The sequence below is a fragment of the Saccharothrix longispora genome (assembly GCF_030852425.1).
GTDB classification, from domain to species: Bacteria; Actinomycetota; Actinomycetes; order Mycobacteriales; family Pseudonocardiaceae; genus Actinosynnema; species Actinosynnema longispora.
In genome coordinates this window covers 406677-429276 of the sequence record NZ_NSDM01000004.1, presented here as the reverse complement: position 1 = coordinate 429276, position 22600 = coordinate 406677, and the positions used below count along the sequence as shown (strand labels likewise).

Below are 22600 nucleotides of genomic sequence, written 5' to 3'. Positions count from 1 at the left end.
CCTGCACCGGGCGCTCGGTTGGTGGACCTCGGAGCCCGGAGCCGTGGTGTCCACACATTCAGCCTAGCCGCATTATTGCGGTCTCAATCGGCGGTGGCCCGCGTGACGGACGTCACCGGTCCGATCCGCCCCCGCGTCGGGGCGGATCGGACCGGGTCCGGTCAGTAGGTCGGCAGGCTGGGGTCGATCTCGCGGGCCCAGGCCAGCACACCGCCGCCGACGTGCACGGCGTCGGAGAAACCGGCCCGGTGCAGGGCGGCCAGCGCCTCGGCCGAGCGGGCGCCCGACTTGCAGTGCAGCACGACCTGCTTGTCCTGCGGCAGCTCGGCGAACGCCTCGCCGGACAGGATGCGGTCCTTCGGGATGAGCACCGAGCCCGGGATCTTCACGATCTCGTACTCGTGCGGCTCGCGGACGTCCACCAGCAGGAAGTCCTCACCGGCGTCCTGCTTCTGCTTCAGCTCCAGCGGCGTGATCGTGTTGCCCGCCGCGGCCTGCTGGGCGTCGTCGGACACCACGCCGCAGAACGCGTCGTAGTCGATCAGCTCGGTGATCTTGGGGCTCTCCGGGTCCTTGCGGATGCGGATGGTCCGGTAGGACATCTCCAGGGCGTCGTACACCATGAGCCGGCCGAGCAGCGGGTCGCCGATGCCGGTCAGCAGCTTGATCGCCTCGGTGACCATGATCGAGCCGATCGACGCGCACAGCACGCCCAGGACGCCGCCCTCGGCGCACGACGGCACCATGCCTGGCGGCGGCGGCTCCGGGTAGAGATCGCGGTAGTTCAGGCCCTGGCCGTTCGGCGCGTCCTCCCAGAAGACGCTGACCTGGCCCTCGAACCGGAAGATCGAACCCCACACGTACGGCTTGCCCAGCAGCACGGCGGCGTCGTTCACCAGGTACCTGGTGGCGAAGTTGTCCGTGCCGTCCAGGATCAGGTCGTAGTCGCGGAAGATGTCGAGCGCGTTCTCCGAGTTCAGGTGGGTCTGGTGCAGCACCACCTTGACGAACGGGTTGATCTCGGCGACCGAGTCGCGCGCCGACTCCGCCTTGGGCTTGCCGATGTCCGACTGGCCGTGGATGACCTGCCGCTGCAGGTTCGACTCGTCGACGATGTCGAAGTCGACGACGCCGAGCGTGCCGACCCCCGCCGCCGCCAGGTACAGCAGGGCCGGGCTGCCCAGCCCACCCGCGCCGACGACCAGGACCTTCGCGTTCTTCAGCCGCTTCTGACCGTCGACCCCGACGTCCGGGATGATCAGGTGGCGGCTGTACCGCGCGACCTCTTCCTTCGTCAGTTCCGCTGCGGGCTCAACGAGCGGCGGAAGCGCCATCTCCAGTCCTCCTCGACCACACATGTCCTCTACCGAGGGACAACACCAGCCTGCCCGTCCGTCTTCCCCGATGGGAAGTCGTCCCAAGGCGCGGGAACCGCCCTACTGGGGCGCCACCGGGAACGGGTTGGGCGTGCAGACCTTGCCGTCGGCCGCCACCGCGTTGCGGTCGCCGCCGTCCACCGAGTTGAGCTGCGCGACGTAGTCGTTGGCCACGCCGAACGACTGCTGCATCATCACCGGCGCGGGTCCGCCGTCGACCGCGCAGCCCTCGTGCCGGTTGCCCAGCGCGTGCCCGACCTCGTGGTTGATCGCGTAGGTGCGGTAGGCGCCGATGTCATTGCCGAACGCCTTCCCGCCGCGCACCCAGCGGGCGGCGTTGATGATCACGCGCCCCGACGGCGGGTGCCAGCACGACGCCTCGAACTGGATGGAGAAGCCGCACATGGCGTGCGTGGTGCTCGTCGTGGTGAGGCTGATGGTGAAGTCGACGTCGCCGCCCTCGACGCGCTGCATCGCCACCTGGCCGGTGCCGACCCAGCTGCGCGGGTCGGCCAGGAACGCGTCGACCGTGCGGGCGAACGCGTCGCGGTCGCCGCCGTAGTCCGCCGCCTCGACCCCGTCCTCGATGGCGATGTCGTACCGGTAGAGCGTGCCGGTGCCGACCTGCTGCGGCATGGAGCCGGGGACGAGCTGCCACGTGCCGGCGCCCTGCTCCGAGAACCTGGGCCCCTCCGGCAGCACGGCGGTCGGGAAGTTCTTCAGGTCGATCGGGGGCGGCGGCTTCTCGCTGGCCACCGGCGACCGGGGGGTGGACGCCGCCGCCGCGTCGCCGGTCGGCGCGCCCTCGGCCGCCTGGTCGGTCGCGGTGCCGAACGTGGTCGGCGCGGCCGTGTCGAGCACGACCAGCGCGGTCAGCACCAGGAGCACGGGAACGGCGTAGATGCGCCAGCCGTAGTTCGCGATCAGGCCCTTCAGTCCGCGCCCGCGACGTCGCGCCCTGCGCCCGGCCGGCGTCCACGAGGCGGCGAGCGGCTCGCCACCCGTGCGGCGCGCGCCCCGGCGGTAGCGGTCTTCGGACAGCGACGGGCGGTCGCCGGAGGAGGGCGCCGGGTCCTGCGTCGTCCGGTTCACGGCGACCAGGGTGCCACAACCGGACCCCTGTGGCGGACTCCGGTTGACCAGGTCACTGAACCGATCCACCACGTCCCGCCGCTCACCACTCCCCGCGTTCGACCGACTCCCACATGCCCAGCACCGCGCGCGCCACGGACACCGGCCGCTCCATCTGCGCGACGTGCCCGGTGCGGGGCAGCACCAGCAGCCTGCCGCGCGGCAGCAGCCGGGTCACCCGGGGCGCCTTGCGCGCGCTGACCAACCGGTCCTCCGCGCCCCACACCACCAGCGTGGGCGCGGTGATCCGCGGCGGGAGCAGCCACATCGACTTCGAACGGGGCACCAGCCAGGTGCGGATGAGGTCGATCGTGGAGGCGTTGAGCGCGTTGCCCGCCCACGCCTGGGCCGAGCGCTCGGCGTACTCCTCCTCGCTCTGCGCGATCCGGTTCGGCGGCACCAGCGACGGGTCGGCGAAGCACAGCCGCAGCATCTGCCGGGTGCGCTCCTCGGCCGTCACGGTGGCCAGCTGCGCCCGCACCTTCGCGCCCACCACCGGCAGGAAGGCGAGCGGCAGCCGCCGGTCGGACACCCGGCGCAGGCTCAGCCGCAGGTCGGGCACCGCCGGGGACACCAGGGTCAGCGTTTTCACCAGATCGGGGCGCTTGGCGGCGGCCATGAGCGTGATCGCGCCGCCCATGGAGTTGCCGAGCAGGTGCACGGGGCCGCCGCCCAGGGACTCGACGTACTCGATGACGACCTCGGCGTGGGTGGTCATCCGGAAGTCGTAGCCGTGGATCGGCTCGGAGCGGCCGAAACCCGGCAGGTCCAGCGCGTGCCCCTCGGCGTGACCCGACAGCTGGGCGGCCAGGTCGGTCCAGTTCGTCGCCGAACCGCCGAGTCCGTGCACGTAGACGGCCTTCTCGCCGGTGTCGCCGGGGGTGTGGCGGACGTGCACCCGGTGGCCCGCGACCTCCCGGCAGTCACCCGGCCACGGTCCGATCGTTGTGTCCAGGGGAGGCAGCGGCGAGGTGGACAGGGGCACGTGGGTGATGGAGGTTCTCGTCGGCTCCTGCGTCTGGGTCACCCCACCAGGATGCCTGCTGGGGCGTCTCGCGAAACGAGGAGCTTTTCCCGTGAGGCTGCTACCAGCGAGTAGTGTTGCCGACGAGCCGGCGGGGCACCCCCCTTTCGGTTCCGCGATGATTGGTTGGCTGGAGGCACCATGACGGAGACGGCCCAGACTGCGGTCGGGCACCACGGCGGCGCTGCGGGACGGGGTGTTCGACTCCCCCGCACGGCCCGGCGTGCCCAATTGCTGGCCGCGGCGCAGGACGTGTTCGTGACCAACGGCTACCACGCCGCGGCGATGGACGAGATCGCCGAGCGCGCGGGCGTCAGCAAGCCGGTGCTCTACCAGCACTTCCCCGGCAAGCTCGAGCTGTACATGGCCCTGCTGGAGTCCCACGTGGACGAGCTGGTGGACCGGGTGCGCACCGCGCTCGCGTCCACCACGGACAACAAGCAGCGGGTGAAGGCCACGGTCGGCGCGTTCTACGACTTCGTGGACGGCGAGGGCCAGGCGTTCCGCATGGTCTTCGAGTCGGACCTGCGCGGCGAACCGGCCGTGGCCCAGGCCGTGGAGCGGGCCACCACCGACAGCGTCGACGCGATCACCGAGACGATCACCGCCGACACCGGCCTGGACCCCCACCGGGCCCGCCTGCTGGCCGTGGGCCTCGTCGGCCTGTCCCAGGTGACCGCCCGCGCCTGGCTGGCCGACGACCGCCAGCTCGCGAAGGAGGACGCGGTCTCCCTGATCTCCAACCTGGCGTGGCGCGGCATCGGCGGCGGCTTCCCCCTCCAGCACTGACCCGCCCCGCCCAAGGCGCCCGAACGCAGGACACACGGCTCCTGGACGTACGACTCGCGGGTCCTGGACGTCGGACTCTCGCGCGAGTCGTACGTCCAGGACCCGCGAGTCGTACGTCCAGGAGCGGTGAGTCGTACGTCCGGGAGCGGTGAGTCCTGCGTTCAGGTCGAGTGCAGGGCGGTGATGTGCGCCGCGACCCCGGCCGCGCGCTCCAGCGTCAGCATGTGGCCCGCACCGGGGTAGGTGACCAGTTCGGCGTGCGGCAGCTCGTCGGCCAGCACGCGGGCGTGGCGCGGCGGGGTGAGGCGGTCCGCGCCGCCCGACAGCACCACGCACGGAATCCCGGCCAGCTCGGCCAACGCCTTGCGCCGGTCGTGCTCGTTCAACGAGTCGCGGAACGCCACCATGCTCACGGGGTGGCAGCGGCCGACCATGGCGGCGGTGCGCGCGACGTGCGCCCACGACGGCCGCTCGCCGAACAGCAGCCACCTCAACCCGGGCCGCACGACCTCCGTGCGCCGCAGCAGCTCGGGTCGCCGGAACGCCGCGATCCGCCGGTTCATCGCCTTCTCGCCGGCCAGGAACGCCCGCCCGAGGGCGCCCGGCAGCCCCAGCGTCGACCCCGCCAGCTCACCGCACGACGTCGCCACCAGCGCCACGCCCGCCACGCGTTCCAGCAGGTCGGGCCGCTGCTCGGCCAACGCCATGATGGTCATCCCGCCCATGGAGTGCCCCGCCAGCACGACCCGCCCGGTCGGCACGCGGTCCTCCAGCAGCTCGGCGAGGTCGTCGGCGAGCCGCGCGATCGTGGCGCCGCCGACCGGCGCGGGCGCCGAGCCGCCGTGCCCCCGGTGGTCGTAGCGCAGCACCCGACCGGGCAGCGCCTCCGCCACCTCGTCCCACGACGTGTGGTCGAGCGTCCAGCCGTGCAGCAGCACGGTCGTCACCCCCGCGTCGCGCGGACCGGTGTCCACGACGTGCAGCGCGGTGCCGTCGGACGTCACGAACCGGTTCCGCACAGCCGCCTCCCAGGGCACTCCCACCCGCGTCCCCCTCGTCCGGACCTTCATCGACCCCGTCACCCGATCCCTCACTCGACCAGGAACGACCGGCGCCACGCGCCCATCCCCGGCTTGCCGACGAGGCCGACCTCGTCGAGGAACGCCATGATCCGCTCGCCCGCCCACCGCAACGACCCCTGCCAGTGCGGGTTGCCCAGGGCGACCCGGTGCGCCTCGTCCCGGTCCAGCCCCACCGCCGCGTACACGTCCGGGTGAATCAGGGACCGGGTGACGAACATGGACGTGTTCGCGATCAGCCACCGCTGGTAAGGCAGCTCCCGGCGGCTGAGGTCCGCCATGCCGCGCACGACCTCCTCGCGCGCGAACCGCACGTGCCGGGCCTCTTCGAGCACGTGGATGCGGTTGACCATCCGCACGAGCGGCTGCACGCCCTCGTCGGCCATCGTCTCGCGCTGGAGCCGGTCGAGGACCTCCTCGGCCACCAGGATCGAGCCGTACAGCGCGGGCCCGTAGCCGATCACCGGCAGCAGCTTGCCCAGCTGGTACGCGTGCCGGCGCGGCCCGTAGGGCGGGCAGCCGATGCGCTCGACCATGCGCGCGAACATCGTGGAGTGCCGGCACTCGTCGGCGACCTCGGTCAGCGCGTACTGCGCGTGCCTGCTCGTGGGGTCGGACCGGTAGACCTCCTTGAGCAGCATCCGCATCAGCAGGACCTCGAACCACAGGCCGACGGACGCGATGCTCGCGACCTCGTGCCGGGACAGGTCGATCCGCTGCTCGGGGCTCATCCGCCCCCACAGCGCGGTGCCGTACAGCGAGCAGCGGTGCTCGGGGGTGTAGCGCAGGCCGTCCACCAGGGGCGCGGACCAGTCGATGTCCACCTCGGGGTCGTAGGACCTGTCCGCCGAGGAGTTGAGCAGCCGTTCCGCGGTCTTCTCGCGGTCCGCGACCTTCAAGGCCCTCGTCATCGAACCCCTCCCCGGTGGTGTCATTCCCGGTTACTGCTACTACAGGTAACAGTTACTTCTGGTAGCGTGCGTCACATGGCTCGAACTGTCAAGGGCGGGACGGACGCGCGCCGCGAGCGGTGGAAGGGTCACCGCGAGGCGCGTCGCGCCGAGTTCGTCGAGGCGACGATCCGCGCGGTCGCCCAGCACGGCCCCGACGTGGGCATGGACGAGATCGCGGCCGAGGCCGGCGTGAGCAAACCGGTGCTCTACCGGCACTTCGCCGACAAGTCGGACCTGTACCTCGCGGTCGGCCAGCGCGGCACCGAGATGCTGATGGAGCGGCTCGGCCCCGCCATCGGCCTCGACGGCCCCATCCGCACGCGCATCAAGCGCATCGTCGACGCCTACCTGTCGGTGATCGAGGAGCACCCCAACCTGTACCGGTTCGTGGTGCGCAAGTCGTTCACCGACCGCCCGGTCGAGCAGGACGTGGTCACCGAGGACAAGACCATGATCGCCAACGCCCTGGCCCGGCTGCTCGGCGACTACCTGCGGGCGTTCGGCATGGACTCCGGCGGCGCCGAGCCGTGGGCGCACGCCCTGGTCGGCATGGTGCAGAACGCGGGCGACTGGTGGCTCGACCGGCAGTCGATGACCCGCGCGAGCCTCAGCGGCTACCTGACCGAGATCATCTGGCACGCCCTCGACGGCCTGCTCCGGTCCGCGGGCGTCGAACTCGACCCGGACGCGCCGCTGGTCGCCGACTTCTCCGCCGACGAACCCCGGCTGCGGCTGGTCGACGCCGGGGAGGCGTGATGCCGCCGGAGGAGCGGGAGCACCACGAGGACGGGTACCGGGGCGACGCCGTGCTCGTGTTCGGCCGGCGGGAGGTGCCGGTCGGCGTCGAACTGCGCGGCTTCTTCCAGCCCATCGACGGCCGCTACCACTGGTACGGCCGGGTCGACGCGAACGACGAGGTCACCGCACTGGTCGAGGGCGGGGCGCGGACCGCGCTGGTGCGCACCCCCACCGGTTCGGCGACCGGGTCGCTGACGGACCCGGACCCGTGGTCGCGCTACCGGGTGTCGGGGACGTCCACGCCGCCGTTCGCCGTCGACTGAGCCCCCGCCGACGATCCCGCACCGACGATTCCCGGCGACGATCGCCGGCAAGAACCCCCGAAACGGCGGAAGGGGCACCCGATCGGGTGCCCCTTCCGGTGTCCCGGACCGACGACCTCAGTCGCCGGAGACGAAGCCGACCCTGCGGGCGTCGCTCGGACCGATCTCCACGTACGCGATGCGCGCCGCGGGCACCACGTAGCGGGCACCCTTCTGGTCGACCAGCACGAGCTGCCCGGTGCCCGCCTTGAGGGCGTCGGCGACCTGCGACTCGACCTCCTCGGGGGTGAGACCGCTGGACACCACGAGCTCCCGCGGGCTGTCCGCGATGCCGACCCTGACCTCCACGCTGACCTCCGTGCACGCGTTTGACGGCTTTCGAACCCAACCCTAGCCGAGCCCGAGCGCCGACATGCGCCGCGTGTGGCTCTGCTGGAGCCGCCGGAACAGCGCCGCGATGCCCGCCAGGTCGCCCGAGCCGCGCACGATCAGCTCGGCCAGCCCGTCCCGTTCCGCCACCACGTACTGGGCCTGCGTCAACGCCTCGCCGAGCAGTCGGCGCCCCCACAGCGTGAGCCGGTCGCGCAGCTTCGGGTCGCTCGCGCAGGCCGCCCGGACTTCGCGTTCGGCGAACGCCGAGTGCCCCGTGTCGGCCAGCACGGCCAGCACCAGCTCCTTGGTCGGATCGTCGAGCCACTCGGCGACCTCGCGGTAGAAGTCGGCCGCCAAGCCGTCCCCGACGTACGCCTTGACCAGCGACTCCGGCCACGACTTGGGCGCCGTGGAGGCGTGGAAGGCGTCGAAGCCCGCCGCGAACGGCCGCATCGCCTCCTCCAGCGAGTGGCCGCGCTCGGCCAGGTAGGTCTCCAGCAGCGCGTAGTGGCCCATCTCGGCGGCGGCCATCCGCGCGAGCGCGGCGCGGCCGGCCAGCGTGGGCGCCGTCCGGGCGTCCTCGGCCATCCGGTCGAACGCCGACAGCTCGCCGTAGGCCAGCGCACCCATCAGGTCGACGATCCCCTCGGCCACCCGACCCCCCACCACAGCCCCACCAGCCTCCGCGTCGCTCATGGCGGCGAGCCTAGTCGGGTGTCCCCCGCCACACCCCGCGCACGCGAACCCGCAGCCGACGAGGTCGTTGCACCACGATCGGCCTAGCTGCCGGGTAGACTCGCTACTCGACGCCCGGCGCGGCGCGGCCCAGTGGGGGCTCGCAGCGGTGCCGAAGGCTGAACTGCGGCGGCACCGTGCCGCCAGGAGAGGGTGCGCGCACACACCTCGCTGGCCCTCCCGCGACCCGCCCGGTCCTCTTTCGCAGGCCGAGTGGCGGTGACGCGGTCGAGCGGCCCGTACAGGCCGTGCGCGCTGGTACGAGAGAGGCGATCACCCTGACCGCGACGAACGAAGACACGCACATCGACCCGGTGGAACTGGAGCACAGCGAGGCGGGCGTCCCCGAAGAGGACGTCTCGCACCCGCTGGTGGCCGACGCGCCGGTCAAGCCCGACGCACCCACCTTCGCCGAGCTGGGCGTCCGCGACGAGATCGTGCGCGCGCTGGCCGAGGCCGGCATCCACCGCACGTTCGCCATCCAGGAGCTGACGCTGCCCCTGGCGCTGGCCGGCGACGACGTCATCGGCCAGGCCCGCACGGGCACCGGCAAGACCCTGGGTTTCGGCATCCCGCTGCTCCAGCGCATCACCGTGCCGGGTGACGGCACGCCGCAGGCGCTGGTCGTGGTGCCGACGCGCGAGCTGTGCCTCCAGGTCACCCACGACCTGACCGACGCCGCCAAGCACCTCGGCGTGCGCGTGCTGGCCATCTACGGCGGCCGACCGTACGAGCCGCAGATCGCGGCGCTGCGCAAGGGCGTGGACGTCGTCGTCGGCACCCCCGGCCGGCTGCTCGACCTCGCCGAGCAGCGGCACCTCGTGCTCGGCAAGGTGCGCGGGCTGGTGCTGGACGAGGCCGACGAGATGCTCGACCTGGGCTTCCTGCCCGACATCGAGCGCATCCTGCGCATGGTGCCCGACGAGCGGCAGACCATGCTGTTCTCGGCGACCATGCCGGGGCCGATCATCACGCTCGCCCGGACGTTCCTCAACCAGCCCACGCACGTGCGGGCCGAGGAGAACGACGCGGGCGCCATCCACGAGCGCACCGAGCAGTTCGTCTACCGCGCGCACGCGCTGGACAAGACCGAGCTGCTGGCCCGCATGCTCCAGGCCCGCGAACGCGGCCTGTCCATGATCTTCACCCGCACCAAGCGCACCGCGCAGAAGGTCGCGGACGACCTGGTCGAGCGCGGTTTCGCCGCGGCGGCCGTGCACGGCGACCTCGGCCAGGGCGCCCGCGAGCAGGCGCTGCGCGCGTTCCGCTCCGGCAAGGTCGACGTCCTGGTGGCCACCGACGTGGCCGCGCGCGGCATCGACGTCGAGGGCGTCACGCACGTCATCAACTACCAGTGCCCGGAGGACGAGAAGACCTACGTGCACCGCATCGGCCGGACCGGTCGCGCGGGGCGCACGGGCGTCGCCGTGACGCTGGTGGACTGGGACGAGGAGCCGCGCTGGAAGATGATCAGCGACACCCTCGGCCTGGGCAAGCCGGAGGCCGCGGAGACGTACTCGACCTCCGACCACCTGTTCACGGACCTCGACATCCCGTCCGGTTCGACCGGGCGACTGCCGCTGGGCCTGCGCACCCGCGCCGGCCTGGACGCGGAGCCCGAGGAGAACCTGAAGGGCGAGAAGAAGTCGCGGCGCAGGCGGCGGACCGGACGCGGCGGCGACGGTGAGGTCGAGGAGACCTCGCCCAAGTCCAGCCCCTCGTCGCCCCCGTCCTCGCCGTCGTCCGACGACGAGTCGTCCGCGCCGCGCAGCCGTCGCCGTCGCCGCAGCCGCGGTGGCGTGACCGCGACCGAGGGCGCGGGGACCGGCGCCGCGGAGAGCTCGGCCGAGCCCACTTCCGACGCCCCGTCGTCCGCGTCGGCATCGTCCGCGTCGGCCTCGTCCGCGTCGGAGGATTCGCCGGACCCGGCTCGCCCCCGCAGGCGTCGCCGCCGCCGCCCGACCACCGGGAGCGCGGACGCGGCGGACGCCCCCGCCTCCGAGTAGGTTCCCCGAGTGGATTCCCCCGAGGAGGGCAGCCGGCCCACGCAGCCGCTGCCCGACCGGGGTGGAGACACGATCGGGTGATCATGACCCGCTCGATGTACGGAAACGCCGTTACAGTTCTCGGTTGAGAGAATCGGGCCGCCGAGACCACCCTGGCGACGCACTCCAGGCCACGTGCGGGAGTCGCCGCGGACAGGATCGAGGGAGGGGCCACCCCGCCCCTCCCCGGTGAACGGCCGCCCGGGGTGGCGCACCCCGCGCCCGCACCCCGCGCCCACACCCCGCGCCCACACCCCGCGCCGCACCCGTGCCCGCCCCACGCGGCCCGCCCCACGCGACCGCCCGCGCGGTCCCGGACCACGGCCTCACACCGACCTCTTCCCCGTGGTGGGAGCATGTCGCCTGAACGAGTCGCACGTGATCACCGACCATCGGGGAGCCGGGCAGTGGGCCAGCCGGAGCAGGCGGAGTCGAACGGGCAGGTCGCGCTGGACGAGGACGTCCTGCGGGAGCCCGGCGAGAGCGCCACCCAGGAGGACGGGGAGGGCCGCGACGACGACTTCGAGCCGCTGCCCGAGCGCTCCTGGCGGACGACCGGGGACTTCATCGGCGTCGCCGTGGTCGCCGTGGTCGCCCTCGTCGCCTCGCTGGTCGTCTGGTTCACCTCGGACGCCCGCAACACGGTCAGCCAGGTCGGCTCCTCGCAGGTCAACCCGCTCCAGCCGGTCACCGTGCTGCCCCCGTCGCTGGCCGAGAGCTGGCGCGCCCCCAGCAGCGCCACCCCGGTCCCGGTGAACCTGGACTCGGTGGTCGTCACCGGCGACGGCGGCGAGGTGGTCGGCCGCGACGCGCGGACCGGTGAGGTGCGGTGGCGCTACGCCCGCGACTGGCCGCTGTGCACGGTCTCCACGGCCTGGGGCCGGGTGTTCGCCGTCCACCGCAAGGACACCAACTGCTCCGAGGTCACGACGCTGGAAGCGGCGTCCGGCAAGCGCGGCCCGCAGCGCAACGGCGACGCCGAGCCGGGCACCCGCCTGCTGAACGAGGGCTCGCACGTCCTCACCACCGGCGAGTCGTTCGTCGAGGTCTACCGGCGCGACGACCTGGTCCGCTCGATGGAGTACGGCCGCCTGCGCGCGATCGTGAACGCCGGCAAGCAGCCGCGCCCCGACTGCACCTACGGCTCGTTCGCCGTCACCGGCGGCAAGGTGGCGGTGCTGGAGCGCTGCTACTCGCAGGACCCGTCGGACCGCCTCACGGTCCTCAAGCCGAACCCCGAGAAGTCCGACGAGCCGCAGGTCATCAGCACGACGGTGGTCGGCGAGAAGGGCACCCGCGTGGTGGCCGTGACGGCGACCCGGGTCGCGGTGGCCATGCCGGGCAAGCTCGCCGTGTTCGACGCCGACACGGGCGGCCTGGTGTCGGAGCACGCGGTCGACGTGACCGCCGCCGAACTGGAGGGCGACCCGCCCGGCCGGGTCGTCCCCACGTTCACCAGCACCGCGAACACCTACTGGTTCACCGGTTCGAAGACGATCGCCCTGTCGTCGGCGGACCTGGCCCCGCTGTGGGTGGTGGACGGCACGCTGGGCGCGGGCACGACGCTCGCCGGCCAGCTGCTGCTGCCGACGCCGACGGGCCTGAAGGTGGTCGACCAGGTCAGCGGCGGGCAGGTCGCGGAGATCCCGGTGGACCGGGGCGACCACCGCGGGCCGGTGGAGATGGCGACCGAGGGTCCGGTGGTGCTGGAGCAGCGGGGCGACACGCTCGTCGCGCTCCGGTAACGCGCGCCGGCCGCGGGTGCGGCAGACTTGCCGCGTGCACTCGCAGTTCAGCCCGCACCGCGCGGACCGCGTGGACCTGCCCGGCCGGCACGGTCCCGTCGCGGCCCTGCGCGCCCCGGCGGCGGGGCGCGACCTCGGCGCCACGGCGCTGCTGCTGCCCGGTTACACGGGGTCCAAGGAGGACTTCGCTCCGCTGGTGGACCCGATCTCCGACGCGGGGATCGAGGTGGTCGCGATCGACCTGCCCGGCCAGTACGAGTCGGTGGGCCCGGTCTCGGAGGCCGAGTACCGGCCGGCGGCGTTGGGCGCGGCACTGGCCGACCTGGTGGCGAAGCTGGCCGCCGACGGCAGGCGGGTGCTGCTGCTGGGCCACTCCTACGGCGGGTTGGTGGCGCGGGGCGCGGTGCTCGCGGGCGCGCCGGTGTCGGGGTTGACGCTGCTCGCGTCGGGTCCGTCGGAGCTGCCGCCGGGTGCGCGCCGCACCGCGCTGGACTACGGCGAGGTCGTGCTGCGCGAGCAGGGCGTGGAGGCGTCTCAGCAGGTCAACGAGACGCGACAGGCGATGAACCCGCGGTGGCGGTCGATGTCGCGGGAGCTGAAGGACTTCTACCGGGAGCGGTTCGTGCGCTCGTCCCCCGCCGCGCTGCTGGGCATGGGCGAGGCGTTGCGCAGCGAACCGGACCTGGTGGCGAAGCTGGCCCGGGCGCTGCGGTCGTCGGGCGTGCCGTGCCTGGTGGTGTGCGGCGACCGGGACGACGCGTGGTCGGCGGCGAGCCAGCGCGACATGGCCGAGCGGTTGGACGCCGACTTCGCCGTGCTGTCGGGCGTGATGCACAGCCCGAACACGGAGGCGCCGGACGCCCTGCTGGCGACGCTGCTGCCGACGTGGCGGTCCTGGCTGTCCTGAACCGCCGGCACCGCGCGGTCGACCGCTCAGGCCCGGCAGGGGCTCAGGCCCACCAGAAGAACCACAGGGTCACCGCGACGAGCAGCACGACGACCAGGCCGCACACGGCCACGACCGCACCGCGCTTGCGGTCGGCGACGACCTGGGCGACCACCGCGGCGGTCGCGGCGGCGACGTGCCCGAGGACGACGTCGATGCCGGGGCCGGGCAGGTCGTGGACGCTCGCGTAGACCTGCACGCCGATCATGGCCAGGGCCAGCAGCGCGAGGCCGACGGCGAGCGCGCCGCTGACTCCGCGCCACAGCCTGGCGAGGCGCGGTTCGGGTCTGCTTTCCACCATCGTCACGCGGTCAACTCTACGGCGCGAGCAGTGCCCACGGGTCGAGCGTCGGCGCGGCCTGCTGCCCCTCGGGGCACGAGCGTCGGAAGTCGCACCAGGTGCACTGGTTGCCGGTGCGGGGCGGGAACAGGATCTCCGGGTCGCCGCCGGCCTTGAGGGTGTCGGTGGCGAGGCCGATGTCGTCGGCGGACTCCTCGGCGCGCGTCACGTGCCGGGCGAGGCTCTCGTCGGTGTGCTCCCACACGGCGACCGACCGGGTGGGCAGGTGGTGCAGCTCGACGCGGTGGCACGGCTTGCGCAGGGTGCGGCGGGCGGCGAGGGCGTAGAGGGCGAGCGCGAGGGAGCCGCGGGCGTCGTCGGTGGTGAGGGCGTGGCGGCCGGTCTTGTAATCGACGATGACGAGTTCGCCGTCGCGCAGGTCGATGCGGTCGACCCGTCCCTCGGCGACGATCCTGGACGTGGGCGCGGACACCCAGCGCTCGATGCCGACGGGTTCGATCGAGGTGTCGAGGTCGCCGACGTAGTCGCGCAGCCAGCCCTCGGCGCGGTCGCGGTAGGTGGCGGCCTGGTCGGCGTCGCGGAACCCGTCGTCCTTCCACTGCCGGTGCAGCAGGGCCACGGCCTGGTCGGGGGTGCGGCGGTCGGCGGGCAGGTCGAACAGCGCCTTGAGCGCGTTGTGCACCACGGCGCCGAGGGTGTTGTGCGCCCACGCGCCGCCGCGCGGGGGTGTCGGCCGGTCGAGGTAGGCCATGCGGAAGCGACGCGGGCAGTCGGCCCACGTCGCCAGCTTGGCCGGTGTGACCTTCACCAGCTTCTTGGGCATCGCCCCGAAGTCGAACCCGAGCTGCTCCTGCACGCACCCAAGCTACAGAGGGGCACCGACGGGATCCGCGCGGCTACCTCAACCGACGATGACCTTGCACCCGGTCGCGCGGTCGGCGAGGGCGTCCAGCACGTCGGGTGACGTGGTCTCCGCGCCGAGTTCCACCGTCTTGTTGGTGCCGTGGTAGTCGCTCGACCCGGTAATGAGCAGCCCCAGCTCGCCGGCCAGTCCGCGCAAGCGGGCGCGGGTGGCGGGGTCGTGGTCGGGGTGGTCCACCTCGACGCCGCCGAGGCCGAGCGCGGCCAGGTCGGCGACGACCTGCTCGGACACGATGGGGCCGCGAGAGGAGGCGAAGGGGTGCGCGAGGACCGTCACGCCGCCCGCCTCGGAGATCATCTCGATGGCACGCGCGACGGGCGTGTCGGTGCGCGGCACGTAGTACCGGCCGCCGGTGAGGTAGCGGGCGAACGCCTCGTCCACCGACGTGACGACGCCGGCCCGGATCAGCGCCATCGCCAGGTGGGGCCGTCCGGCGGGCGCGTCGGCGGGCATGGCCGCCATCAGCTCGTCGGGGTCGATGGGGAAGCCGTCCTCGACCATGCGCTCGGCCATCACGCGCAGCCGCTGCCGCCGTTCCAGGCGCAGCCGCAGCTGCTCCTCGACGAGCGCCGGCGACGTGTGGTCGTAGAGGTAGGCGAGCAGGTGGACGGTGATGCGACGCCCACTGCCGTCGTCGGACGCGCAGGACAGCTCCGCACCGCGCACGAGCCGCAGGCCGGGTGGCAGCGCGTTGGCCGCTTCCGCCCAGCCGGCGGCTGTGTCGTGGTCGGTCAGCGCGACCGCGTCGAGGCCCGCGGCGGCTGCCGCCGCCACGAGCTGCGCGGGCGTGTCCGTGCCGTCGGACTCGGTCGAGTGGGTGTGCAGGTCGATTCGCACCCGCCCAGTCTCTACTACGGCACCATCTTCTTGCCGCGCGCCGCCCGTTGCGCCTTGATCATCGAGAAGCGCTCCGCCTGCGCCTTCTTGTCGCCGAAGGTCAGCTCCGAGATGGCGTCGTAGACCTCCTCGGGGTTCGGCAGGTACTCGATCCGGTTGAGGGCCTGGATCTGACCCGCCGACTCCACCACCAGGGTGCCGAAGCCGAACATGCGCCCGAGCACCGTCCGCTCGTACGTGAGGTCGGTGACCTTGCTGATCGGCATCATGGCGACCTTGGTCTCGAAGACCCCCGAGGAGATCATGAACCGCTTGTCGGTCACGACGATCCGCTCCACCCACCACTCCATGACGAAGTAGGCCAGCCTGAGCAGCACGAACAGTGAGGCATACCAGAGGATGTTCTGGATGATGCCCGCGTTGTCGGGCAGCAGGTAGGAGATGATCATGGCGCCCGCGAGCAGCGCCCCCGCCTCCAGGAGATCCCAGAGCAGGTAGCTCCAGTGCCTGCGTACCCGGATGACCCGACGCTCCGTGGGGAGCAGGTACTCGTCGGGGTCCCGTGGTGCGAACATGCCTTCGACCTCTCGCCGGGTGGAGGAGCCGGGCGACTCAGAACAATTGTTTCACGAAGGTGATGAGCGCCTCAGCGGCTTCCCGGAGGGTGCCCAGGATGTTCTGCACCAGCTGAGCCGCTTGCTGGGGCTCGGCGATCAGGAAGAACAGGACCAAGCCGACCCCGGCGAAAGTGAGAATCTTCTTCAGATTCACGGTGATCAACCCCGTTCGCTACCCGCACCCGTTTGGCGCCAGTGAAAACCGTTGTACCGCACCCGGCGGCACCTCGGGAGATTTGTACCGCACTCGGGGCAGTGGTCTGCACCGCCAACCCGGGGTGACTACACTGAGTAACTGTGACGGCTGAACGGGACCTCCGCATCCGCTGTGTCGGCGGTATCGCACATGACCCGACAGGGCGACTGCTGCTCGTGCGTCGCGGCAATCCCCCAGGCGAGGGACTGTGGTCGATCCCCGGCGGACGAGTGGAGCAGGGCGAATCCGACGAGACCGCAGTTGTGCGGGAACTGGAGGAGGAGACGGGACTCTCCGTGACCGTGGGGGCGTTGATCGGATCTGTCACCCGACCGGGCCCGCGGGGCCTCTACGAGATCCACGACTACGCCTGCCAGGTGCGATCCGGCACCCTCCGACCGGGCGACGACGCTGTTGACGCACGGTGGGTGACCGCTGCGATCTTGGCCACACTCCCACTCACCGAGATGCTCCGGGAGACGCTCGAGGCGTGGGGACAGCTCCCCCGGGGCTGATCACGTTCGCCCGATCAGGGGAGCCACGTCAGCCGTTGGCCGTGCGGGGCCGTGCGCCCCAGGGCGCGGGCGGAGCGCACCGCGCCGTCCTCGAACCGGACCAGCCCTACCACGCCGAACGCCGCTTCCCCGACGCCGGGCCGCAGGTCGGCGCGGTCCGGCAGGACGTGCTCCAGGGCCGCGCCGTAGCCCTCGTGGCTCAGCCACCACAGCGGCCTGCCCAGGCCGCGCAGCGCCTCGACGAACTCCGCCCCCGGCAGGTACGGCAGCACGTTGCTCGTCATCACCACCAGCGGCAGCGCTTCGGGAACCCGCGCGGCCGCCGCGCCCAGGTCGGCGACCGCGTCACCGGTGACGAACTCCGGCGGCGACTTGCGCTGCACGGTCGCGGCCACGCCGAACAGCCGCAGCCGCTCGGGCTGGTCGGCCCACACGCACGCCTCCAGCCAGGCGTAGGTCTCCTCGTCGGCCAGGTCGGCGGGCGCCCGGTCAAGGCCGACCTTCGCCGCGACCTTCACCGACTTGGGGATCTTCGGCAGCTCCGCGCCGGGCGCCAGCTCCAGCGCGCAGTGCAGGCCGAGCGCCGCCTTGGCGGGCCCCGCGACGAGCTGGCCGGCCTGCTGGGTCTGGTAGCGGTAGCCGTACTGGTCCAGGCCCAGCAGCAGACCGGCCGAGCAGCCGACCTCCAGCAGCCCGACCGGCCCCGCGACCCGCGCCAGCGCCGGGTAGAGCAGCGCGGAGCGGCGCACCTCGTTGGTCTGCGTGCTGCGCGTGGACACCAGGTGGCGGACCCCGTCGGCCCGGTCGAGCAGGAACTCCCGGAACAGCGGCCACGTCTCGTCGTCCGGGCCGTGCGTGCCGCCCAGCGACGGGTAGTAGCGCGACAGCGGGTGGAACGGCTCGGCCTGCACCAGCCGGTGCGCCGCCGCCAGGAGCAGGGTCGGGTGGGCGAACCGCTCCGGGGCTGCGGTCAGCAGGCCGGCGACCTCCGGGTCGTCCGCGGCGCGGGCGGACAGGTGCTCGTAGAGCGGGGAGACGCCGCGCGCCTCCTCCTCCGCGAACGCCGACAGCCGCTGCCGCACCAGGTCCAACGAGGTCACGTCACTCCTCCGACTCAGGGCACCGGGCCCGGGGCGCCGAACCCGGGTGTCGAACTCGGGCGCCGAACCCGGGCCGCGGGCTCAGAGCACCGGCTCGGGCCGCCCCGGCTGCTCGCCACCGCGCGCGTCGCCGTACGAGCGCTTGGGGACCATCACCTTGCGCCGGAAGACGCAGACGACCGTTCCGTCCTGCTTGTACCCGCGCGTCTCCACGTAGACCACGCCCCGGTCGTCCTTGGACTTCGACGGGGTCTTGTCCAGCACCTCGGTCTCACCGTAGATGGTGTCGCCGTGGAACGTCGGCTTGACGTGCCGGAGCGACTCGACCTCCAGGTTGGCGATCGCCTTGCCGGACACGTCGGGCACGGACATGCCCAGCAGCAGGGAGTAGACGTAGTTGCCGACCACGACGTTCCTGCCGAAGTCGGTGGTCTCCGCCGCGTAGTGCGCGTCCATGTGCAGCGGGTGGTGGTTCATGGTCAGCAGGCAGAACAGGTGGTCGTCGTACTCGGTGACCGTCTTCCCCGGCCAGTGCTTGTAGACCTCGCCGACCTCGAACTCCTCGTAGTAGCGCCCGAACTGCACCGCGGCCTCCGTTGGCTGTCGTGGTCCGGCTCTCGTTGGACCGGGACGACAGTGTGAGCACCGGGGGAGTACCCTCGGCAACCGGTCTGTGAGCGACTCCACCGCCGCGACCGCAACCCGAGGAGGTGAGGACTACCGATGAGTAACGACCCCCATCCTGCGAGTACCTCGCGCGTCCTCATCGGGGGGCCCGCTCTCCGGGGGTAGCTCCCCGGGACAGGCCCAGCACCACCGGTCGGGGACGTGCCGTCGTCGTTGTTCCGAGTCGACGCTCCCCCACTGGAGGTTCCTCGTGCGCAGCCTGCCCTCGCTCGGCGGCCTGAGAGGCCGTTTGCCGGAGCGCCCCGCCCTGCCCGTCCCCGTGCCGCTGTCGGCGTACGTCGTGGACTGCGGCGTGTACGTCGACGGCGCGCGCCTGCCCGGCCGCTGGTCGCACACCGACGCGGTGGAGGAGGTCCGCCGGCGCGGTGACGGTTTCGTCTGGATCGGCCTGCACGAGCCGGACGAGGAGCAGATCCAGGGCGTCGCCGACACGTTCGGCCTGCACGAGCTGGCCGTCGAGGACGCCGTGCACGCCCACCAGCGGCCGAAGCTGGAGCGCTACGACAACACGCTGTTCATGGTGCTCAAGACGGTCCGCTACATCCAGAACGCCTCCCCCGACGCGGCGAACGAGATCGTGGAGTCGGGCGAGATCATGGTGTTCCTCGGCCGCGACTTCGTGGTCACGGTCCGGCACGGCAACCACTCGGGCCTCGCCGCGGTGCGCCGCGAGCTGGAGGGCGACGACGACAAGCTCAAGGTCGGGCCGGCCGCGGTGCTGTACTCGATCGCCGACCACGTGGTCGACAACTACCTCGACGTGACCGACCACATCGAGGACGACATCGACTCGATGGAGGCGCTGGTCTTCCAGCCCCGCAGCCGGGTGAGCGCCGACCAGATCTACCTCATGAAGCGCGAGGTGCTGGAGCTGCGCCGCGCGGTGATGCCGCTGGCCGTGCCGCTGCGCCGGTTGGCCGAGGGCTACACGCCGCTGATCCCCGAGCAGGTGCGCTCGTACTTCCGCGACGTCGACGACCACCTCACCGAGGTGTCCGAGCGCGTCATGAACTTCGACGAGCTGCTGACGACGCTGGTCAACGCCGTGCTGGCGAAGATCACGCTCCAGCAGAACTCGGACATGCGCAAGCTCGCCTCGTGGGTGGCGATCATCTCCGTGCCGACCATGGTGGTCGGCGTGTACGGCATGAACTTCGACCACATGCCGGAGCTGCAGTGGCGCTACGGCTACCCCATGGTGATCTCCGTGATCATCGTGGTCTGCCTGACGCTGTACCGAATATTCCGCCGGAACGAGTGGCTGTAAGGACCTCCGCCCCTTCTCCTCCGACGGGATGTCGACATGACCCGGATGCTCACCAACCTGCGGTTCTGGATCCTCACCTTCCTGCTGGGCTGGCTCGCCACGGTGACGCTGCTCATCGCCAACGGCGCCTGACCGTCCACACCGGACCGGACGCGGTCAGTCCCACGCCCTGGTGTCCCAGGTGAACGGGATGCCGTGGCCCACGCCGGTGCCCAGCCGCAGCGACAGCCCGGCCGGCCACAGCTTCAGCAGCAGCTGGAACCGGTACCCGGTCGGCCGGGGTGTGCGGCGCGGTTCGAACACGAGCAGGGCGAGCGGCGCCATCGGCGTGGCGCGGGCGGCGGCCTCGGCGAGCACGGCCCGGCCCATGGCCCGGTCGGCCGGTGAGGCGTACTGCCAGACCACCGAGTGCCACACGACCGTGAGCACGTCCCGCTCGGGCCGCACGAGCTGCTCGGCCAGCCACTCGGGGCCGGTCGCCCGCCGCACGGGCACCGGGTCGAGCAGGGCCAGGTCGATCGCGGCCCGCAGCCGCTCCAGCCGGGCCGGCTGGTCCGCCCAGACGAACGACGACAGGTGCAGCCTGCCGTCCTCCGCGGACACGTCGACGGGGTGCAGGTCGCAGCCGGCGCGGCGGACGAGCCGCAGGTTGTGGTCCAGGGCGACCGCCGGCCGGCCGGTCCACCCCGGGTCGAGCGTCAGCGGGCTGCCGGGGTCGCCGAGGCGGACGCCGTCGACGCGGTAGGCGATGCGGTGCGGGCGCAGGTTCAGCCCGCCGGACGCGCCGACCTCCAGCAGCCGGACCGGGAACGGCGTGCGCCTGCCGACCTGCGCCGCGGCCAGGTGGGTGGCGGTCTGGAGGCCGCCGAACAGGGGCGCGCTGCGGCCCGGCTCGTTGGTCTGCACGAACGTCCTGGTGATCGCCGCCTGGAGCTCGTCGGTGTGCTCGTGCAGCACGGGCAGGGCGTCGTCCCACAGCGCGCCGAGGTCGGGGGTGCCGCCCGCGGTCGGGTAGTGCCTGGCCAGCGTCGGCGCCCGACCCTCCAGGACCAGCCGGTGCAGGGCGCTCGCGAACCGCAGGCCCGGCACGCTGCCCTGGCGGTCGCACTCGGCGCCGGCCATCACCCGCGCGGTGATCCCGCCGCGGACCAGGTCGTCGGCCGCCCCCACGAGCAGCGCGTGGGTGAGGGGGCTGTGTGTCCGGCAGGAGCGGGCGGCGTCCAGGAACAGCTCGGCGAGCACCCCTGTCACGCTAGCCCGACTCCCCCCGCGCGGCGGAAGGACCACCGGCGCATTTCACCCTTTCACCGACGAGGTGTCACCTGCGCGGACAGCGCCTACGCTCGTCGTGTGCCGAAGGTGCTCGCGGTGTCCGACGAGGTGGTCGAGCGGCTGTGGACCGACCGGGTGCGCGCGCTCGACGTGGACCTGGTGCTCGCGGCCGGCGACCTGCCGTTCGACTACCTGGAGCACCTGTCGTCGGTGCTGGACCGGCCCTGCGTGTTCGTGCCGGGCAACCACGACGTCGACCTGGGCGGGTACGCCAACGTGCGCGGGCTGTGGACGCGGGCGGGCCTGCCCGCGCGGTGGCCGGGACCGGCGGGCGGCGTGAACGCCGACGAGCGGGTGGTGGACGTGGCCGGGCTGCGGATCGCGGGCCTCGGCGGGTCGATCCGGTACAACGCGGGGCCGAACCAGTGGACGGAGCGGCAGCAGGCCCGGCGGCTGCGGCGGGTGCTGCGGCTGGCCCGGTGGCGGCGGCTGCGCGACGGGCGCGGCGTCGACGTGCTGCTCACCCACTCCCCGCCGCTGGGGTGCGGCGACGAGCCGGACGCGCCGCACCGGGGGTTCGCGTGCCTGCACGACGCGGTGCGGCGGTTGCGCCCGCCGCTGATGCTGCACGGGCACGTGCACCCGCACGGCGTGCCGCGACCGGACCGTGAACTGGGGGCGACGCGGGTGGTGAACGTGGTGGGGTGGAAGGTCCTGGACGTCCCGGCGGGCGTGGCCGCGCCCGGGGAGGGGGTGCGCCGTGCGCGGTGACACCGGGTTCCCGCGGGCCGACGCGGAGAACGACTTCCAGCGCGCGCGGCGGCGTCAGGTGCTGTCGCGGCTGGCCGCGTGGCTGCGGCGGGAACCGGACGACGTGAACATCACGCTGCCGTTCCACGAGGTCGTGGAGGCGCTGGGCATGGTCGGCGAGAAGCGGTTGGGGTTGTGCACCGTCCGGCTCGACTCGATCGTGGGCAGCGTGGACCGGACCCGCGACTTCGACCGCCGGTTCCGGCCCACGTCGGCGCGCGTGCGGGCGCGCTGGGAGCGGCTGGCGGTCGCGCAGCGGCGCGGCGAGGCGGTGCCGCCGGTCGAGCTGTACCGGGTGGGCGACCTGCACTTCGTGCAGGACGGGCACCACCGGGTGTCGGTGGCGCACGCGCTGGGCCTGGAGGTGATCGACGCCTACGTGACGGAGGTCCTGACGCGGGTGGCGGCGCACGGCATCCGGCACCGCGGCGACCTGATCGTGAAGGACTACCGGCGGCTGTTCCTGGAGCGGGTGCCGCTGGGCGGTCGGGCGCGGGCGGCCGTGGCGCTGTCGGACCCGTGGGACTACGCGGAACTGGGTGAGCACGTGGAGGCGTGGGGGTTCCGGCTGATGCAGGACGAGGGCCGCTTCCTGGACCGCGCCTCGGTCGCGGCCCGCTGGTACGCCGAGGAGTACGTGCCGGTGGTGGAGATGCTGCGCCAGGCGGACCTGGTGGGCGACCGCACGGAGACCGAGGCCTACCTGTGGGTGGCGGCCGAGCGCTACCGCCTGATCCGCACCCACCGCTGGGACCCGGACGTGATGACCACCCTCCGGGCCCGCCGCTGACCCACCCGCGAGTCGTACGTCCAGGCCCCG

Annotated in this window: 25 protein-coding genes; 10 read left to right on the top strand and 15 right to left on the bottom strand. The window is 72.6% G+C overall.

Features of this window, described 5'->3' with window-relative positions; all coding sequences use genetic code 11:
* Positions 1 to 161: 161 nt before the first annotated feature.
* The 3 genes from moeZ to CKY47_RS12860 all read right to left on the bottom strand — a co-directional run bounded on the left by moeZ (position 162) and on the right by CKY47_RS12860 (position 3534).
* Positions 162 to 1334 carry an adenylyltransferase/sulfurtransferase MoeZ gene (gene moeZ, locus CKY47_RS12870; protein WP_306745964.1) on the bottom strand — a complete coding sequence of 391 codons (1173 nt, stop codon included), beginning with the start codon at positions 1332 to 1334 and terminating at the stop codon, positions 162 to 164.
* 102 nt (positions 1335 to 1436) lie between these two features.
* The gene (locus CKY47_RS12865; protein WP_306745963.1) at positions 1437 to 2468 is read right to left on the bottom strand and encodes a DUF3152 domain-containing protein; all 1032 of its coding nucleotides are present in this window, start codon (positions 2466 to 2468) and stop codon (positions 1437 to 1439) included.
* Between the two features lie 82 nt (positions 2469 to 2550).
* Complete coding sequence (locus CKY47_RS12860; protein WP_306745962.1) at positions 2551 to 3534, bottom strand: alpha/beta fold hydrolase; 984 nt, start codon at positions 3532 to 3534, stop codon at positions 2551 to 2553.
* A 138-nt stretch (positions 3535 to 3672) separates the two neighbouring features.
* On the opposite strand from CKY47_RS12860, the gene CKY47_RS12855 reads away from it, so the two are divergent.
* On the top strand, positions 3673 to 4320 hold the full coding sequence (locus CKY47_RS12855) for a TetR/AcrR family transcriptional regulator (RefSeq protein ID WP_306745961.1): 648 nt from the start codon (positions 3673 to 3675) through the stop codon (positions 4318 to 4320).
* 161 nt (positions 4321 to 4481) lie between these two features.
* Here CKY47_RS12855 and CKY47_RS12850 read toward each other — a convergent pair whose 3' ends face one another.
* Both CKY47_RS12850 and CKY47_RS12845 read right to left on the bottom strand, forming a co-directional pair.
* On the bottom strand, positions 4482 to 5390 hold the full coding sequence (locus CKY47_RS12850; protein WP_306745960.1) for an alpha/beta fold hydrolase: 909 nt from the start codon (positions 5388 to 5390) through the stop codon (positions 4482 to 4484).
* Between the two features lie 20 nt (positions 5391 to 5410).
* Positions 5411 to 6310 (bottom strand): AurF N-oxygenase family protein, encoded by a 900-nt coding sequence (locus tag CKY47_RS12845; RefSeq protein WP_306745959.1) that lies wholly within the window; start codon positions 6308 to 6310, stop codon positions 5411 to 5413.
* A 75-nt stretch (positions 6311 to 6385) separates the two neighbouring features.
* Between CKY47_RS12845 and CKY47_RS12840 the strand changes: the two genes are divergently transcribed.
* Positions 6386 to 7108 (top strand): TetR/AcrR family transcriptional regulator, encoded by a 723-nt coding sequence (locus CKY47_RS12840; RefSeq protein WP_306745958.1) that lies wholly within the window; start codon positions 6386 to 6388, stop codon positions 7106 to 7108.
* Positions 7108 to 7413: a DUF4873 domain-containing protein gene (locus tag CKY47_RS12835; protein ID WP_306745957.1), complete on the top strand. Its 306-nt coding sequence runs from the start codon at positions 7108 to 7110 to the stop codon at positions 7411 to 7413. The genes CKY47_RS12840 and CKY47_RS12835 overlap by 1 nt, the downstream gene beginning before the upstream one ends.
* Before the next feature lie 117 nt (positions 7414 to 7530).
* On the opposite strand, the gene CKY47_RS12830 is transcribed toward CKY47_RS12835, so the two are convergent.
* Both CKY47_RS12830 and CKY47_RS12825 read right to left on the bottom strand, forming a co-directional pair.
* A complete protein-coding gene (locus CKY47_RS12830; protein ID WP_184927778.1) occupies positions 7531 to 7761 on the bottom strand; it encodes a DUF3107 domain-containing protein in 231 nt (76 codons plus the stop codon).
* A gap of 42 nt (positions 7762 to 7803) precedes the next feature.
* Entirely contained in the window at positions 7804 to 8481 is a 678-nt protein-coding gene (locus CKY47_RS12825) for a ferritin-like fold-containing protein (protein WP_306745956.1), read from the bottom strand.
* A gap of 353 nt (positions 8482 to 8834) precedes the next feature.
* On the opposite strand from CKY47_RS12825, the gene CKY47_RS12820 reads away from it, so the two are divergent.
* The 3 genes from CKY47_RS12820 to CKY47_RS12810 all read left to right on the top strand — a co-directional run bounded on the left by CKY47_RS12820 (position 8835) and on the right by CKY47_RS12810 (position 13217).
* Positions 8835 to 10526, top strand: coding sequence for a DEAD/DEAH box helicase (locus CKY47_RS12820; RefSeq protein ID WP_371320661.1), 1692 nt, complete (start codon positions 8835 to 8837; stop codon positions 10524 to 10526).
* 446 nt (positions 10527 to 10972) lie between these two features.
* Positions 10973 to 12310, top strand: a complete 1338-nt coding sequence (locus tag CKY47_RS12815) for an Rv3212 family protein (RefSeq protein ID WP_306745954.1) — start codon at positions 10973 to 10975, stop codon at positions 12308 to 12310.
* A 34-nt stretch (positions 12311 to 12344) separates the two neighbouring features.
* Positions 12345 to 13217 (top strand): alpha/beta fold hydrolase, encoded by an 873-nt coding sequence (locus CKY47_RS12810; protein ID WP_306745953.1) that lies wholly within the window; start codon positions 12345 to 12347, stop codon positions 13215 to 13217.
* A gap of 43 nt (positions 13218 to 13260) precedes the next feature.
* Here CKY47_RS12810 and CKY47_RS12805 read toward each other — a convergent pair whose 3' ends face one another.
* From CKY47_RS12805 to CKY47_RS12785, 5 genes are read right to left on the bottom strand one after another with little or no spacing between them, the layout of a single operon-like run.
* Entirely contained in the window at positions 13261 to 13563 is a 303-nt protein-coding gene (locus tag CKY47_RS12805) for a hypothetical protein (protein WP_306745952.1), read from the bottom strand.
* A 10-nt stretch (positions 13564 to 13573) separates the two neighbouring features.
* Positions 13574 to 14413: a RecB family exonuclease gene (locus CKY47_RS12800; protein ID WP_306745951.1), complete on the bottom strand. Its 840-nt coding sequence runs from the start codon at positions 14411 to 14413 to the stop codon at positions 13574 to 13576.
* 45 nt (positions 14414 to 14458) lie between these two features.
* Complete coding sequence (locus tag CKY47_RS12795; protein ID WP_306745950.1) at positions 14459 to 15316, bottom strand: PHP domain-containing protein; 858 nt, start codon at positions 15314 to 15316, stop codon at positions 14459 to 14461.
* A gap of 14 nt (positions 15317 to 15330) precedes the next feature.
* The gene (locus CKY47_RS12790; RefSeq protein WP_306745949.1) at positions 15331 to 15891 is read right to left on the bottom strand and encodes a PH domain-containing protein; all 561 of its coding nucleotides are present in this window, start codon (positions 15889 to 15891) and stop codon (positions 15331 to 15333) included.
* 37 nt (positions 15892 to 15928) lie between these two features.
* On the bottom strand, positions 15929 to 16087 hold the full coding sequence (locus CKY47_RS12785) for a hypothetical protein (protein ID WP_170185132.1): 159 nt from the start codon (positions 16085 to 16087) through the stop codon (positions 15929 to 15931).
* A gap of 143 nt (positions 16088 to 16230) precedes the next feature.
* Here CKY47_RS12785 and CKY47_RS12780 point away from each other — a divergent pair, with 143 nt between their 5' ends.
* Positions 16231 to 16644, top strand: coding sequence for an NUDIX hydrolase (locus CKY47_RS12780; RefSeq protein WP_306745948.1), 414 nt, complete (start codon positions 16231 to 16233; stop codon positions 16642 to 16644).
* Positions 16645 to 16658: 14 nt separating this feature from the next.
* On the opposite strand, the gene CKY47_RS12775 is transcribed toward CKY47_RS12780, so the two are convergent.
* On the bottom strand, positions 16659 to 17744 hold the full coding sequence (locus CKY47_RS12775) for a DUF2332 domain-containing protein (protein WP_306745947.1): 1086 nt from the start codon (positions 17742 to 17744) through the stop codon (positions 16659 to 16661).
* An 81-nt stretch (positions 17745 to 17825) separates the two neighbouring features.
* Complete coding sequence (locus CKY47_RS12770; protein WP_306745946.1) at positions 17826 to 18329, bottom strand: MaoC family dehydratase; 504 nt, start codon at positions 18327 to 18329, stop codon at positions 17826 to 17828.
* Between the two features lie 292 nt (positions 18330 to 18621).
* Here CKY47_RS12770 and corA point away from each other — a divergent pair, with 292 nt between their 5' ends.
* On the top strand, positions 18622 to 19698 hold the full coding sequence (corA, locus tag CKY47_RS12765) for a magnesium/cobalt transporter CorA (RefSeq protein WP_306745945.1): 1077 nt from the start codon (positions 18622 to 18624) through the stop codon (positions 19696 to 19698).
* Positions 19699 to 19854: 156 nt separating this feature from the next.
* On the opposite strand, the gene CKY47_RS12760 is transcribed toward corA, so the two are convergent.
* Positions 19855 to 20949, bottom strand: coding sequence for a DUF2332 domain-containing protein (locus CKY47_RS12760; RefSeq protein ID WP_306745944.1), 1095 nt, complete (start codon positions 20947 to 20949; stop codon positions 19855 to 19857).
* A 99-nt stretch (positions 20950 to 21048) separates the two neighbouring features.
* Here CKY47_RS12760 and CKY47_RS12755 point away from each other — a divergent pair, with 99 nt between their 5' ends.
* Positions 21049 to 21741: a metallophosphoesterase family protein gene (locus CKY47_RS12755; RefSeq protein WP_306745943.1), complete on the top strand. Its 693-nt coding sequence runs from the start codon at positions 21049 to 21051 to the stop codon at positions 21739 to 21741.
* Entirely contained in the window at positions 21731 to 22570 is an 840-nt protein-coding gene (locus CKY47_RS12750; RefSeq protein WP_306745942.1) for a chromosome partitioning protein ParB, read from the top strand. The genes CKY47_RS12755 and CKY47_RS12750 overlap by 11 nt, the downstream gene beginning before the upstream one ends.
* The last annotated feature ends 30 nt before the right edge of the window (positions 22571 to 22600 follow it).

Bases quoted from the DNA above. Each gene is read 5' to 3' on its own strand.
- moeZ (WP_306745964.1), bottom strand. From the start codon at position 1,334: ATGGCGCTTCCGCCGCTCGTTGAGCCCGCAGCGGAACTGACGAAGGAA.
- CKY47_RS12855 (WP_306745961.1), top strand. From the start codon at position 3,673: ATGACGGAGACGGCCCAGACTGCGGTCGGGCACCACGGCGGCGCTGCG.
- CKY47_RS12850 (WP_306745960.1), bottom strand. From the start codon at position 5,390: ATGAAGGTCCGGACGAGGGGGACGCGGGTGGGAGTGCCCTGGGAGGCG.
- CKY47_RS12845 (WP_306745959.1), bottom strand. From the start codon at position 6,310: ATGACGAGGGCCTTGAAGGTCGCGGACCGCGAGAAGACCGCGGAACGG.
- CKY47_RS12840 (WP_306745958.1), top strand. From the start codon at position 6,386: ATGGCTCGAACTGTCAAGGGCGGGACGGACGCGCGCCGCGAGCGGTGG.
- CKY47_RS12835 (WP_306745957.1), top strand. From the start codon at position 7,108: ATGCCGCCGGAGGAGCGGGAGCACCACGAGGACGGGTACCGGGGCGAC.
- CKY47_RS12825 (WP_306745956.1), bottom strand. From the start codon at position 8,481: ATGAGCGACGCGGAGGCTGGTGGGGCTGTGGTGGGGGGTCGGGTGGCC.
- CKY47_RS12790 (WP_306745949.1), bottom strand. From the start codon at position 15,891: ATGTTCGCACCACGGGACCCCGACGAGTACCTGCTCCCCACGGAGCGT.